The 13,635-nt window shown below is 70.1% G+C and carries 16 protein-coding genes; 6 read left to right on the top strand and 10 right to left on the bottom strand.

What is annotated here, in order from left to right:
- Positions 1-14: 14 nt before the first annotated feature.
- Positions 15-2,216, bottom strand: a complete 2,202-nt coding sequence (locus ACLKM7_RS08950) for an outer membrane protein assembly factor BamB family protein (RefSeq protein WP_436446847.1) — start codon at positions 2,214-2,216, stop codon at positions 15-17.
- Between the two features lie 303 nt (positions 2,217-2,519).
- On the opposite strand from ACLKM7_RS08950, the gene ACLKM7_RS08945 reads away from it, so the two are divergent.
- Positions 2,520-3,833, top strand: coding sequence for an alkaline phosphatase family protein (locus tag ACLKM7_RS08945; protein ID WP_436446846.1), 1,314 nt, complete (start codon positions 2,520-2,522; stop codon positions 3,831-3,833).
- Here ACLKM7_RS08945 and ACLKM7_RS08940 read toward each other — a convergent pair.
- The 6 genes from ACLKM7_RS08940 to ACLKM7_RS08915 are packed head-to-tail and all read right to left on the bottom strand — an operon-like array spanning position 3,808 to position 7,419.
- Positions 3,808-4,575, bottom strand: a complete 768-nt coding sequence (locus tag ACLKM7_RS08940) for an SGNH/GDSL hydrolase family protein (protein ID WP_436446845.1) — start codon at positions 4,573-4,575, stop codon at positions 3,808-3,810. The two genes, ACLKM7_RS08945 and ACLKM7_RS08940, sit on opposite strands and share 26 nt — an antisense overlap.
- Entirely contained in the window at positions 4,572-5,273 is a 702-nt protein-coding gene (locus tag ACLKM7_RS08935) for a DUF2306 domain-containing protein (protein ID WP_436446844.1), read from the bottom strand. Before ACLKM7_RS08935 ends, ACLKM7_RS08940 begins: the two co-directional genes overlap by 4 nt.
- Before the next feature lie 2 nt (positions 5,274-5,275).
- Positions 5,276-5,749 carry a DUF2867 domain-containing protein gene (locus tag ACLKM7_RS08930; RefSeq protein ID WP_436446843.1) on the bottom strand — a complete coding sequence of 158 codons (474 nt, stop codon included), beginning with the start codon at positions 5,747-5,749 and terminating at the stop codon, positions 5,276-5,278.
- Between the two features lie 13 nt (positions 5,750-5,762).
- Positions 5,763-6,218, bottom strand: a complete 456-nt coding sequence (locus tag ACLKM7_RS08925) for a DUF4345 domain-containing protein (protein ID WP_436446842.1) — start codon at positions 6,216-6,218, stop codon at positions 5,763-5,765.
- Positions 6,215-6,994, bottom strand: coding sequence for a class I SAM-dependent methyltransferase (locus ACLKM7_RS08920; protein ID WP_436446841.1), 780 nt, complete (start codon positions 6,992-6,994; stop codon positions 6,215-6,217). Before ACLKM7_RS08920 ends, ACLKM7_RS08925 begins: the two co-directional genes overlap by 4 nt.
- Positions 6,991-7,419: a hypothetical protein gene (locus tag ACLKM7_RS08915; RefSeq protein WP_436446840.1), complete on the bottom strand. Its 429-nt coding sequence runs from the start codon at positions 7,417-7,419 to the stop codon at positions 6,991-6,993. The genes ACLKM7_RS08920 and ACLKM7_RS08915 overlap by 4 nt, the downstream gene beginning before the upstream one ends.
- Before the next feature lie 127 nt (positions 7,420-7,546).
- On the opposite strand from ACLKM7_RS08915, the gene ACLKM7_RS08910 reads away from it, so the two are divergent.
- Positions 7,547-8,119 carry a TetR/AcrR family transcriptional regulator gene (locus tag ACLKM7_RS08910; protein WP_436446839.1) on the top strand — a complete coding sequence of 191 codons (573 nt, stop codon included), beginning with the start codon at positions 7,547-7,549 and terminating at the stop codon, positions 8,117-8,119.
- Positions 8,120-8,143: 24 nt separating this feature from the next.
- Here ACLKM7_RS08910 and ACLKM7_RS08905 read toward each other — a convergent pair whose 3' ends face one another.
- Positions 8,144-8,719: an MOSC domain-containing protein gene (locus tag ACLKM7_RS08905; RefSeq protein WP_436446838.1), complete on the bottom strand. Its 576-nt coding sequence runs from the start codon at positions 8,717-8,719 to the stop codon at positions 8,144-8,146.
- Between the two features lie 55 nt (positions 8,720-8,774).
- Positions 8,775-9,518 carry an AraC family transcriptional regulator gene (locus tag ACLKM7_RS08900; protein ID WP_436446837.1) on the bottom strand — a complete coding sequence of 248 codons (744 nt, stop codon included), beginning with the start codon at positions 9,516-9,518 and terminating at the stop codon, positions 8,775-8,777.
- A gap of 54 nt (positions 9,519-9,572) precedes the next feature.
- Here ACLKM7_RS08900 and ACLKM7_RS08895 point away from each other — a divergent pair, with 54 nt between their 5' ends.
- Positions 9,573-10,763 carry an MFS transporter gene (locus ACLKM7_RS08895; protein WP_436446897.1) on the top strand — a complete coding sequence of 397 codons (1,191 nt, stop codon included), beginning with the start codon at positions 9,573-9,575 and terminating at the stop codon, positions 10,761-10,763.
- Positions 10,764-10,811: 48 nt separating this feature from the next.
- Positions 10,812-11,360 (top strand): NUDIX hydrolase, encoded by a 549-nt coding sequence (locus tag ACLKM7_RS08890; protein ID WP_436446836.1) that lies wholly within the window; start codon positions 10,812-10,814, stop codon positions 11,358-11,360.
- Positions 11,361-11,376: 16 nt separating this feature from the next.
- Here the strand turns inward: ACLKM7_RS08890 and ACLKM7_RS08885 are convergent, their stop codons facing one another.
- Entirely contained in the window at positions 11,377-11,865 is a 489-nt protein-coding gene (locus ACLKM7_RS08885) for a winged helix-turn-helix transcriptional regulator (protein WP_436446835.1), read from the bottom strand.
- Positions 11,866-11,962: 97 nt separating this feature from the next.
- Here ACLKM7_RS08885 and ACLKM7_RS08880 point away from each other — a divergent pair, with 97 nt between their 5' ends.
- Together ACLKM7_RS08880 and ACLKM7_RS08875 are read left to right on the top strand one after the other, a co-directional pair.
- Positions 11,963-12,562, top strand: a complete 600-nt coding sequence (locus ACLKM7_RS08880; protein ID WP_436446834.1) for a dihydrofolate reductase family protein — start codon at positions 11,963-11,965, stop codon at positions 12,560-12,562.
- A 312-nt stretch (positions 12,563-12,874) separates the two neighbouring features.
- On the top strand, positions 12,875-13,573 hold the full coding sequence (locus tag ACLKM7_RS08875; protein ID WP_436446833.1) for an RraA family protein: 699 nt from the start codon (positions 12,875-12,877) through the stop codon (positions 13,571-13,573).
- The last annotated feature ends 62 nt before the right edge of the window (positions 13,574-13,635 follow it).

Below are 13,635 nucleotides of genomic sequence, written 5' to 3'. Positions count from 1 at the left end.
CGAGTCCGCGAGGCTCAGATCGTGAGACCGCGGAGCACCCCGTCCTGCGCGCCGACGATGAGCTGCTCGCCCACCACGACGGGAGTGGCGAAGGTGTTGGCGGTGAACAGCTGCCGATCCACCACCACTGCACCGGCGACCGGATCGATCGCGGCGAGCAGCCCGCCCACCGACACCAGCCACGCCGTGCCGTCGCGCGGGTCGAGCACCGGGCCGGCGTTCACCACCCGTGGCACCGCCTGCCCGCTCCAGCGGAGAGCGCCGGTCGCGGGGTCGACGACGCTCACGACGCCCCACTCCGTCGTGAGCAGCAGGCCGCCGTCGGGGAGCATCAGGCTGGGCGCGAAGATGTGACTGCCGGCGACCCGCCAGAGCTCGGCGCCCGTCGCGGGGTCGACAGCGATGGCGTGCGTCACGGTGCTGATGAGCACCGCCCCGGTCGGGAGCACCTCGATCCAGTCGTCCCACGGACCGTAGATGAGCTGCCGGTACGAGTCCGGCCGCTCGTTCGTGAGGAATGACCACACTTGCGCGCCGGTCGCGAGGTCGTACGCGTACGCGCGGCCGTCGCCGGCGCCGACGAACACGCGCGTGCCGTCGCTGGCAGCACGCCCCGCGGTGCGCACCGGGACGGATGCCTCCCACAGCGTGCGCCCGTGCGCATCGAGGCTTCGCAGCCGGTCTTCGGCGGCGACGAGGATGCGGTCGCCGTCGCCGGTCGCGATGACCGCGGGGGTCGACATCACCGGCTTGTCGAAGCGGCTGATCCAGGCGACGTCGCCGGTGCGGGCATCGAGCGCCGTGAGACGGTGGTCGGCGCCGGGCACGCATACCAGGGCGCCGTCCGTGGTGAAGGCGGCTCCGCGGTGAGCGGGTCCGAGGTCGGTCGCCCACCGGCGACGGTGGCGTGACGCGCCTTCGATCTCGATCGCCACGACGCGGCCCGAGGTTGACGTCGCGACGACGGTGCGCTCGTGCGCGGCGAGCGCGCCCTGCAGCTGTCCCCCGATCGCCAGGTCCCACGCGGGTCTCGCGCGCGTCGCACCGCGGCGGTCGATCTCGGACGTGTCGTAGCGGCGCCCGCCGGCGGCATCCGTCGCCCGTACCTGCACGCGATGCACTCCCGCGGCGAGCGTGCCGGCGTCGAGGGCGCCATGCCAGGAAGCTCCCCGCGGTGACAACGGGGTCCACGCCCCGTCATCGACCGCGCCGAACACCGCCTGGGGGTGCACACGCGCCTCGACGGCGCTGGCGGAGTGGCCGGCTACCGCGGTAAGTGCGATGGCCGCATCGCCGGGCCGTGCTGCGATCCGGATCGGGTCCTCGCCCGCGGGCGGTGCATCGAGCGGCATCTCGCCGATGAGCTGCACCGTTGCTGCGTCCGCGTCGGTCGCGCCGAGGGTGACCTGCTCGACGAGCAGACGGCGGCCGTCGCCGTCGTCGAACTGTGTGACGCGCAAGTAGAAGGGTCCGCTGCGGGTGGCGACAGCGGCGACCTGGGTCAGCCCGTTGAAACGGTCGATCTCGTTGCGGTGGATATGACCGGCGAAGATGCCCCGCACCGGGTAGGGATCGATCGTGCGAAGGAACGCGTCGGTGTCGTTGACGTAGTAGTTGCGTCCCGCCAGCGGATAGTGCAGGAACATGACCGTGGGTGTGTCGCCGACGTGATCGAGGTCATCGCGGAGCCGCTCGAGATCGTCTCCGAACAGGCCGGGTTCCTGGAGCGCCTGGGTCGGGTCGAGCGCGACGAAGTGCACCCCGCCGGCATCGAAGCTGTAGCTCGTCGGCCCGAACCAGCGCTGGAAGCGCTCGCGTGCGCTCGTATCCCAGCGAATCTCATGGTTGCCGGGCGCGTGCCGCAACCGATCCCACAGTCCGTCCGGAATCGCCGCACGGTAGGCCGCGAACTCATCGTCGCTGCCGTAGTCGGTGATGTCACCGCAGTGCAGCACGAACTGAGGCTGCTCGGCATCGACGGCGGCGAAGACCCTGCGCAGGTTCTCCATCCGCGCCGCCTCTTCCGGGTTCGCGTGGGTGTCGGTCAGGACGACGAACCTCAGCGGGGCATCCCCTGCCGCACGCGGCGCCGCCACCGCCCCACCCGGCCACGGGCCCCAGCCGGTGGCTCCGAGCCCCAGCCCGACCCCGATCGCCGAGAGACCGAGGAACCCGCGGCGACTGAGCCCCGCACCTCGCCCTGCTGTGTCCGCCATGTGCCGCTCCTCACGTCGTGCCTACGACGAGCACACAATCCGGATGCCGCAGCCCGGGCCAAGCCTCACGCGTCGAATTGCGAGGGATCGACACGGGCAGCGGTCGTGGCGCAAGAAACCGACGAACCGCGAGCACCTCCGGTCGGTCTGGCGGATTCCCCGCAACGAGGTGACCCTGATGGATGATTCCTTGCACGCGGCGGGCAGGCTGTTGCCTGCGCGGCCTCCGCGCCGCCAGCGTCGAAGGCAGTCGGCCTCCCGGGCACGCCGGGGTCCGCTGCCGACCCGCGAGAGGAACCGAAGATGCGCTCCACCGCCAGATTCCGCCCCCCCGCCCGCCTCGCCGTCGCGCTGCTCGCCGTCGCGGCGCTCAGCGCCGGAGCGCTCCCGGCCGCTGCCCAGGGCGCCGCTTCCGCCGAGGCCGCAACGGCTCCCCCACCGGCGGAGCACGTCGTCTTCATCGCCCTCGACGGCTTCGACGTCGAGTACCTCGACCTCGCTCCCATGCCGAACCTCGAGGCGCTGGCCAAGCGCGGAAGCCTGAGCGTCTCGACGGGAGTGATGACCTCCATCACCAACCCCTCGTGGTCGTCGATCGCCACCGGGGCGTGGCCGGCGACCCACGGCAACACCGCGTACTGGTTCGACGCCGGCACGGGCGTCGCGCGCAGCCAGCAGCGTGATCTCGCGGTGCCGACGATCGCGCAGGCGATCCGCGAGCAGGGCGGCACCGTGATGTCGGCGCAGTGGTTCATCCTGCAGAACTACGGCGTCACCTTCGGCGACGCGGATGGCCTGTACACGCAGCCGGGCGGGGACTGCGCCCGGCGAGCCGACGATGCGATCGCCGTGATCAACGGCCAGCCCGTGATGAGCGGCGGGGTGCCTGTGCAGACGGCGGGCGTGCCCGACCTCATCGCGGTGTACTGCGACCGCCTGGACGCGCTCGGCCACGCCGACGGCGCGGAGGCGGAGGGGATGCCGGCGGCCCTGGCCGAGGTGGATGCCCAGATCGGCCGGCTCGTGCAGGCGACGAAGGACGCCGGCATCCACGGGCGCACCGCCTTCGTCGTGACCGGCGACCACGGCATGGGCACTTTCACGCAGGGGATGCGCGACGAGCTCCTCACAGCGATCGAGGCGGCCGGCTACGACGCCGAGATGCTCTCTGCCGGCCAGGCGCCGCAGCCCGAGACGGACGCCGTCGTGGTCGTGGGCGGTGTGGGCTCGCTGCATCTCGTCGGCGCGGCCGCCGGCGACGCTGATGCCGCTGCCGCGATCGAAGCGGCCGTCTCGTCGCTGCCGCACGTCGCCGCGGTGTACGACAAGGCTGAACAGCAGGCCATGCACATGTCGGCCAAGTACGGCGAGCTCGTGATCGAGCCCGAGGCGGGGTGGTCGCTCGGGGCCACCCCGGCCGACCCGGCCGGTGCGCACGGCACGACGCGGGAGCTGCACGTGCCGCTCGTGATCGCCGGAGCCGGCGTGCGTCCGCATGCCGCCCCGCAGGGCCCTCGTCACATCGACGTCGCCCCGACGATCGCCGCTCTGCTCGGATTCGACGGTCCCGCCGGCGCCGACGGGCGTGTGCTCACGGAGTCGATTCGCTCGCGGTGACGGATTCCGGCTCGCCAGGCGCCGACGGCTGTGCGGCTGCGAGCGAGGACGCCTCGACTCTCTGCCGCACGAGCCCGGCCCAGCGGCGGTAGCCGATCGCGGACGGATGGAAGCCGTCGGCGGCGAAGAAATCAGGGCCGACGTCGACCTGATCGTCTGCCGACGGCATCCACTCCGCGTCTTCTCGAGCGGCACACACCTGCCGAGCCACCTCGTCCAGCACGTGGCCCGACTCGGCGAGGTGCCGACGGAGGGTGCGCGGCAGCGACGGGAACGAAGCGAACGGGGGCGTGCCGACGACGATCGTGCGCCCGGTCCGCAGCGCGAGGAGGTCGAGAATCGCGGTCAGGTCCTCACGCCACTCGGCCGCCGACCGCCCGCTCAGCACGTCGTTGGCGCCCGCGAGCAGGACGACCAGGTCGTATCGCGGGCCGAGCTGCGGCACCAGGCGATGACGGATGCGCCGCGCGGTCGCGCCGAACTGCCCGACCACGCTCCACAGCACCGGCCGTCCCGCCGACTCGGCGAGGCCGTGCGCCAGCGCGCCGGCGAACCCGTCCTGGTGGGCCCGAACACCGGCGCCTGCCGCCGTGGATTCTCCCACCACGGCGATTCGCAGCGGCTCGTCGAGCGAGTCGCCGATCAGGCCCGACGCCGGCCCGCCGGCGGGTGGCAGGAGATGGATCGTGCGACGCACCCACCAGCCTTGCGCGGCGACGATGAGCGGGCGGAGAGGATTCATGAGAGTCCTTGCGTTCGCGCAGACACGGGATCGCCGCGCCACCACAGCCAGAGCTCGCCGAGAAGCACGTTGGTGCCCAACCCGAGCCAGAAGCCCAGCGCGAAGGTGTCGACGATCGTGATGTCCGTGAGCGAGACGAAGAGGCCGATCCACAGGCGGATCGTCCCCACGCCCAGCCCGACCGCGAACGCGCGGATCATCCACCGCCGGTGGACACGCACGTTCCCCGACCGGATGGCGGCGAACGCGACGAGCAGCGAGACCAGGAACCACGAGCCGAACACGGCTGTGGCCAGCGACTGGAACGCCCCGCCGAACGAGAACGGCACGCCGAACGCGAGCGCGAACATACCGCTGACGATGCCCGCCGGCAGGATGATGCGGCCGACCAGCCGGTGCACGCGGATGTGCCGTTCACGAAACCCTCGCCACAGCTGCAGCGGAGCGCCGAGCAGATAGACCACGCCCGGCACGATGTGCAGATACGCCAGCCATGGCGCCGCGACGTATCGCGCCTCGAACGCGTCCGGATCAGGATGCTCCGCGCCGAGGAGCAGCGGAAGGTCCGTGGCAGCGCGAAGCGACGCGAACACCAGGACGACCGCGATGAGGACCGCGATGGCGATCCATGCCACGGCCATCGCGGAGCGTTCGAACGCGCCCTGCGCTGCGGCATCCGTCTTCACTGGGCTCTCCATGGTCACACCGGATCCAGCCGCTTCGCCGCTCGGCGGAGCATGCCTCGCACGATCGCCGCGTGCACCATCCGCACCGGCACCAGATACAACCGGCCCAGCAGGTTGTGCACTTCGACGTACGTGACGACGTCTACAGTGTGGCGCGTACAGCGCACCGATGCCCGGAAATCGAGATGCCGGTCGTCGCTGCCGACGAGCACCTCGTCCCCGTCCCGCGCCAGAACGCGGAAGCTGTCACGCGAAGCCGGCCGCAGCCCGACGAGTGCGACGAGGCGGTCGCGGACCGCCAGCACGGCGGTCATCGTCGCCGAGGGTTCGTGGAACAGCGCGGCCGTCCAGACCGCGGGATCTGCGCACGCGTGAGCCGTCACCGGCTGACGCTGCCGGCTGGCCCAGTCCCCGCGGATGTCGGAGGCCTGCAGCAAGGCGGTGCGCCACGCGGGTGCCGAGAACGCGCGGGCAGGTCGCCGCGCCATGCGCACCCCGCGCCTACGAGACGGATCGGTCCGCATGGCCCTGCGAAGCCATCGCCTCGGGTCGGACGGCCGAGCGGGCGGCCACTCGCGCCTGGAGCCACCACAGCGGAGCCGGCGCGACGATCTCGATGGTCGCGACCACGACGAACAGCGACGCCGGCCAACCATGCGTCGCAAATGTGACCCACCGTGCCACGCCCGAGGCGAACAGGACGATGCACACCATCCGGAACTCCGCCGTCGCGGTGTGCGCTCGCGCGGCGAGCATCCACAGGTAGGCACCGACCGCGAGCCACCACACCGAGAGGAACCGGAACTCCTGCGCGAGGTCCGGCGCGATCACGCTGCCGCTTCCCGACAAGAGCTCGGGGCCGAAGACGACGCACGCGAGGCCGGTGGCGACGGCGTTCAGCGCGAACAGCCTGACGAGGATCCGCAGAGTTCTCGCGGCAGCACCGTGCGGGGTCATCGAGGGTTCTCCGATCGAGTCGAGAAGGTGCGCGCACCCCGGCGGGTCGCGCGGTGCACGGTAACGATGCCGCCGCTCAGGTCGCGATGCTCGACGTTCTCCCAGCCGCTGCGCGCGATGAGGGCGGCGAGTCCGCGCTGGTCGGGCCAGTCCAGGACGGTGTCGGCGAGGTAGTTGTACGCAGCCGGATCCGAGGAGGCGAGGCGCCCCAGCCACGGCAGGGCCGTCTGGACGAACCGACGGTGGCCTGCGCGGAGCAGTGACGACGTGGGCGTCGAGAATTCGCACACCACCAGCCGCCCGCCGGGCCGGCAGACCCGTGCCATCTCGCGCAGCGCACGCGACGGATCCGCGATGTTGCGCAGCCCGAAAGAGATCGTGACCGTGTCGAAGGTCTCGTCCTCGAACGGCAGCTCGAGCGCGTCCGCGGGGGCGAAGTCGAGGCTCGGATGACGACGGCGCCCGACTTCGAGCATGCGGGGCGAGGGATCCGAGGCCAGCACGCGGGCTCCAGCCCGCGCGAGCGGGACCGACGACGCGCCGGTGCCGGCGGCGACGTCGAGTATCCACTCCCCCGGGCGCGGCTCGATCGCCGAGGTCGTGGCGCGTCGCCACCGCCCGACATAGCCTCCGGTCATGAGCACGTTGAGCAGGTCGTAGCGAGGCGCCACCCGGTCGAACATCGCGGTGACGGCGTCCGGCTGCTTGTCGAGGCCAGGCCGGACGCCCGGTCTCGTCGCCGTCTCCGGTGTCGCCACCATCGTCGATGCGCTCACGATGCAACGGGTTCGGGGCGCCTGTCCGCGGCGGCAGCGCGGTCGAGACGCTTCGCGCGGAACGCGGCGGCCACCAGCAGTCCGGCTGCCACGAGCGGGATCAGGCCCTGCCCGAAGCCGACTCCGGAGAGCACGTTGTCGACGATCGTCCAGGCTCCCAGCGCCCATCCGATGAACGCAGGCGGCGTGATGCCTCGCCGCGCGAGCCACAGCACGATGAAGCCGATGACGATGAACGCCGGGCCGAAGCTGTTGATGCTCAGCCAGTACGCGCTCAGCGCGGGACCCATGGTGAACAGACTCTCGTCCCAGAGCCCCCCTGTGAGCCAGGTCCCGGCGTGCTGCCCAGCCCCCAGCACTGTGAGTGCGCCGACGGTGTGCGCCGTTCCGAACGCGACGATGAGCCATCCTGCCCACGTGATCATGTGATCTCCTCCTGCCGACGGGCCGAGCGTGCGCCATGTCATTGGCAACCCGGCGTTATACGATGCCGAATAGTTAGAATGTACACCGGTTATACGCTGCCGCACAACCGGGCGACGGGAGGTCGAAATGGGCGCGCTGCGCACACCACGGGAGAAGTGGATCGAGGAGGGTCTCCGAGTGCTCGCCGAACAGGGAGTCGACGCCGTGCGCGTCGAGGTGCTGGCGAGGGCGCTCGGGGTCACGAAGGGCGGGTTCTACGGATACTTCGGCGATCGCGACGCGCTTCTGGCGGCGATGCTCGACGCGTGGGAGCACGAAAGCGTGGATGACGTGATCGAGCGCGCGCGCAACGCAGAGGGCGACATCGTGGACCAAGCGCGCATCGCCGGTCAGCTGACATTCTCGAACGACCGGCTGCTGCCGATCGACCTCGCCGTGCGCGCGTGGGCGCGCCGCGACCCGGTCGTCGCCGAGCGCCTCCACACGGTCGACAACCGGCGGATGCAGGTGCTCCGCGAGGCGATCAGCAGCTACTGCTCGGACCCCGGCGAGGTCGAGGCGCGCAGCCTGGCCGCCTTCTGCCTCGCCATCGGGCGCCATCTCATCGCCGCCGACCATGCCGGGCGCGCCCGCGACCAGGTCGTCGCCGACGCGGCGACGCTCATCCTCGGTCGCGCCGCTGGTCCCGCCGCGCCATGAGCGTCGGCATCCCTTCGCGGCACGCTAGACGCGCGTCAGAGGGTGGTGCGGCTCCGGGGGCAGGTCGACGCGGATGGACGCGCCAGGCTGGACGCGTCCGGACCGCGACACGATCCCCATGACACCCGCGAGACGAACGATGTTCCCGTCTTCGTCGCGCCGCACGACCTGCTTCAGCAGCCCGTCACGGAAGTCGTTGATCTGCTGGCAGGGATTGCGCAGGCCGGTCACGGTGATGACGGCATCCCCGATCGTCAGCCGCGTTCCGACCGGCAGCTCCAGCAGCGCAAGCCCGCGGGTCGTGATGTTCTCGCCGAGTTCGCCGGGGGCGACGTCATAGCCCGCCGCACGCAGATCGTCGAGGAGTTCGGAATGGATCAGGTGCACCTGACGCAAGTTCGGCTGTGACGGATCGGCCGCGACGCGGGAACGGTGCTTCACGGTCGCTCCGAAGTGCGCGTCGCCCTCGACGCCCAGGCCTTCTACGAGGTCGACGAAGGGCTGCGACCGCTTGCTGAAGTCGTGTGACCCGCTGCGATGGACGCCGACGACCTCCTGGACGAGGGTGCTCACGATGTCATCCGTCTCGGTCTGTGCCACGAACCCACGCTATTATCCGGACCCGTATAGACGCAACCCGCGCCGGGTCGGACTCTCACTCTCGCCCGTAGGCGCCCGGGGTGACACCGAACGCCCGCCGGAACACGTCGATGAAGGCGCTTGTCGACGACCACCCGCACGCGTGAGCGGTCACGGTGACCGACGCACCCGACGCGAGCATCTTCAGGGCGTGGAAGAGGCGCAACTGGGTCCGCCACTGCGGGAACGTCATGCCCAATTCGGACCGGAATCGACGAGACAGCGTCCGCTCGCTCACGCTCACGTCGGCGGCCAGTTCAGCGAGGCTTCGCGAGTCGGACGGGTCGGCGTGCATCGCCCGGCACACCCGGGCGAGCGTCTCGTCGGCCGGCGAAGGCAGCCGGATCGGCTCCTGCGGCGAGTCCCGCAGCTGGTCGAGCAGCACGGCGTGAAGTCGCCTGCTCTCGGGCGCAGAGGCCGTCGCGTTCGCAGTCCGCTCCCGCAGCAGCTCGCGAAGGAGCGGTGAGACGGTCAGGACCGCTGGTGAATCGAGGCGCAGCGGGTTGTCCGACAGCGGCAGACCGAGCATGTGCACGGTCAAGCGTCCGTGAGCGCGCCACGAATGCGGCGTCCCCGCCGGGATCCAGATCGCGCGCGTGGCCGGCGCGAACCACGTGCCGACATCGGTGATCACCTCGAGAACGCCCGAATCGGCGAAGAGGATCTGATGATCATCGTGTGTGTGCACGTCCGTCGTCTGACGCGGCGCGACCTTCCGGCCTTCGGTGGGCGCAACCGACTGATGGCGGATCTTCGACACAAGTCGGCACTATATCGGAAGTCGTCACACCGATCCGAGAAGGACGATGGCGTGATGCCGCCTCCTCTGCCCGGCCGGCGCCGGGCTCCGATCGCCCTGCTCTCGATCAGCCACGCCTTCGTCGACGTGTACCAGGGTGCCGTCGCCGCGCTCGTGCCGTTCTTCGTGCTCGAGCGCGACTACACCTACGCCGCGGCGACGATCGTGCTCGCAGCATCCCTCCTCTCCTCCGTCGTCCAGCCGATCTTCGGTGCCGTCATCGATCGACGGCCGATGCGCTGGCTTCTGCCGGCATCGACGCTGGTCGCGGGAACCGGGATCGCCCTCGCCGGCGTGGGCGACGTCTACGTCTTCACGGTGATCGCCGTCGGCATCGCGGGCCTCGGGGTCGCGGCGTACCACCCAGCCGCCGCCGTCGCCGTCCGCGCCGTCAGTCCGTCCGACCCGAGGGCGATGAGCTGGTTCTCGCTCGGCGGCAACGTCGGGTTCGCGCTGGCGCCGCTGCTCGTCGTCGGCGTCATGTCGCTCGGCGGCTGGGAGGCGTCTCCTCTCCTCGCCGTGCCGGCCGTCGCGGGAGCAGTCGTGTGCCTCGTCGCGCTGCGAGCGCCGGTCAGGAGGGAGCCGCGCCATCGAGACTCGGTCGGGCAGCCGACGCCGAACGACTGGGGCTCGTTCGGCCGGCTGACCGCGGCGGTGATGTGCCGATCCGTCGTCTTCGTCGGCTTGTCGGCGTTCGTCGCCCTCTACGTCGCAGAGCGCACGGGCGACGGCGCCGTCGGTGGGGCGGTCGCGCTGTTCATCCTGTACGCGGGAGGCGCTGTCGGCACACTGCTCGGCGGCTACCTCGCCACGCGGTGGCGGCGGATGGACATCGTGCGCTGGTCGTACGCCGCGACGATCGTCGCCGTCGCCGGCATCGTGTGCGTGCCCGGGCCCGCGATCTACGTCTTCGTCGCCCTCGCCTCGGCCGGACTCTATGTGCCGTTCTCGTTGCACGTGACCCTGGCGCAGGACTACCTCCCGGAGCGCGTCGGAACGGCGAGCGGCGTGACGCTGGGGCTCACCGTGAGCGTCGGAGGCCTGGCCACTCCCCTCTTCGGCTGGATCGCAGACACGACGACCCTGCAGCTCGGGTTGGCGCCACTGATCGGGATGCCGGCGGTCGGGCTGATCTTCCTCCGCCGGCTCGTGGAGCCGATGCCGCCCGGGCGCGAGGCGGTGCTGTCGGGGGACACGAAGCCGTGACGGCGGGGTGCGCTACCGTCTCACACACGGATGAGAGGGCGGAAACCCGTGAGTCGTGATGCACAGCCCGAGAGCGAGCAGCCGAAAGGCGACGAGATCGTCGCCGTCTACGATCCGGACGGCCGACTCACCGAGACCGCGCCGCGATCGCTCGTGCGCGCACAGAACCTTCGTCACGCGTGCGTCGCCGTGCTGGTCCGCAACGGCTCGGGCCAGGTCTACCTGCACCGGCGCACCGAGACCAAGGACGTCTACCCGGGTCATTACGACGTGATGGCGGGCGGCGTGCTGCAGCCGGGCGAGACCCCTATGAACGCGGCGCTCCGGGAGGTCGAGGAAGAGCTCGGCGTGACAGGCGTCGAGCTCGTGCCGCTCGGCGAGGCCGAATACGAGGACGACGTGGCCAGGTACCACGCGTTCGGATACCTCGCCGACTACGACGGCCCGATCCGCTGGCAGCCCGAAGAGGTGGCGTGGGGAGCGTGGGTGGCGCTCGGTGAACTGCGGGCGATGATCGCGGATCCGAACCGCCGCTTCGCGCCGGACACGCTGGCACTGCTGGAGAAGTGGATGCCGGCGGTCGCGGCATCCCGCTGACGGCTCCTCCCGGCGGCTAAGCCCGGGCGAGTTCGGCCTCGTAGGCCGCGCGCAGCTCGCCGAAGGCAGACGGGTCTCCGGGCGGGCGGGGGATGCCGAGATGCTGCTCGCGCAGCTCGTCCATGAAGCGGTCCCAGAACTCCGGTCCGCCGCGTTCGAGCAGCTCGGCGCGGACCGAGAGCTCGCGACTGACCGGGAGATGCCGGCGGCCCCATGCCCCGAGGTGGGCGAGCACGGGCACCAGCTGGATCGCCGGCTCGGTCAGGCTGTACAGCACCTTCTGCTTGTGGCTCGGGTCAGGTGCGCGCGAGATCATGCCGAGACTCACCAGCCGCTGAAGGCGGTCCGCGAGCACGTTCGACGCGATCCCCTCGTCGGACTTCGCCAGCAGCTCGTTGAAGTGCCGCCGATTGCCGAACATCATGTCGCGGATCACGATGAGGGACCATCGGTCTCCGAACACCTCCAGCGAGAGGTTGATCGGGCACCCCGAACGATGATCCATGCTGGCCTCCTTCGAAAACAACCACTTGCAGTCTACAACTGGTCTGCGCTAGCCTGCCAACCAGTTGCAATCCACAACCAGTTGAGAGGATCAGATCATGGGCATCGTGTTCAGCGACCTCGCCGTCTCGGCCGACGGCTTCGCCACCGGACTCAACCAGCGCGAAGAGGCGCCGTTCGGAGACGTCGACGAGAACTGGCTGCACGGCTGGATGTTCCACGCGCAGGAGGAGAACAAGGCCGAAGTCGACGCGATCCTCGACTCGAATGCGACCATCATGGGCCGCAACATGTTCGGCCCCGTCCGCGGCGAATGGGACCGCGATTGGCGCGGCTGGTGGGGGCCGAACCCGCCCTACCACGGTCCCGTGTTCGTGCTCACGCACTTCGCACACGACCCGATCGAGATGAAAGGCGGCACGACGTTCCACTTCGTCACCGACGGCATCCACGCTGCGATGGAACAGGCTCGCGCTGCTGCCGGCGACGGCAACATCTCCGTCGCCGGCGGACCGACGACGGTGAACGAATACCTCGCGGCCGGACTCATCGACGAGCTGCGACTGCACGTCACACCGTGCATCCTCGGAGCCGGCGAGCGCGTGTTCGACGGGGTACCGCCCCAGCAGCTCGAGCGGGTCTCGGTGCGCCCGACGTCGCGCGTGACGCACATGGTCTACCGGCCCGCGCGGCCCTGACCCCGGATCGTCGGCCCCGCGACGCCATGCAACGTCGCGGGGCCTTCTTGCGGCGGTCGAAAGGGGTCTAATCCGATCTGATATCGCATTCTTCGCGGGTGATTCCTATTCCTGCCAGCGCCTACGCTGTCGCCCTCTCCCGCTTGATTCACTTCATCAGATCGGATCAGAGGTCGGATCTCTCGACTCGAATCGGCCGGTTTTGTCGAATCTCCGCATCACACTCCGAGCCTTGACGTGGTCGTTTGTTGTCGCTACCTTCAAATTGGATCGGATCGGATCCTTCGATTGATGGCGATACCAGGGAGTGCGATGACGGACTACACCGAGATCGAGAAGCTGTACGCGGGACTCCGTGTCTCGGACGTCCGGGACGGCATGGACTGGATCGGCCTGTTCAGCAAGGGCAGTGTCCACCGCGACATCCGCCCGCTCTACGAGGGCGCCCGCCTGTGCGGGCCGGCCTTGACGGTGCGCCTCGTCGCGACGCACGAGCAGGCCCCTCCGATGACCCCGGACGAGTACACGGCATGGGCCTATGAGCACTGGTACGGCAGCAAGCACATCTCTCCGTACAAGGCCGACATCACCCGAGGCGACGTCGTCGTGATCGAAGCACCTGATCTCGGAGTCGGGCAGCTCGGCTCGAACAACACTCTCGCGTTCAAGACGCTGGGCGCACAGGGTGTCGTCTCCAGCGGCGGCGTGCGCGACGTCGATGAGTGCCGGCTGCAGAAGGTGCCGGTGTTCGCGCAGTTCATCAGCCAGACCATGACGCAGGGTCGCATCGAGTACCTCGAGCACGGCGTAGCCGTCACGATCGGCGGTCAGCGCGTGAATCCGAGGGACCTGGTCGTGGGCGACGGCGACGGCGTGATCGTCGTGCCGCACGAGCACATCGAAGAAGTCGCGAAGTACGCGTGGCAGGAGGCGCTCAACGACAAGCGCGGCCGCCGAAAGATGTACGAGCAGCTCGGCTGGGCGCTCGACGAGACAGTCCAGGTGGACTGACGCCCGACGTCGTCGACACGGCGACGCACCCGGGAATGTCAACGGAGACAGGAGCGGAATGT

This window comes from Microbacterium sp. I2 (genome assembly GCF_051364985.1).
GTDB lineage: Bacteria > Actinomycetota > Actinomycetes > Actinomycetales > Microbacteriaceae > Microbacterium.
This window is presented reverse-complemented; position numbering and strand designations above follow the sequence as displayed.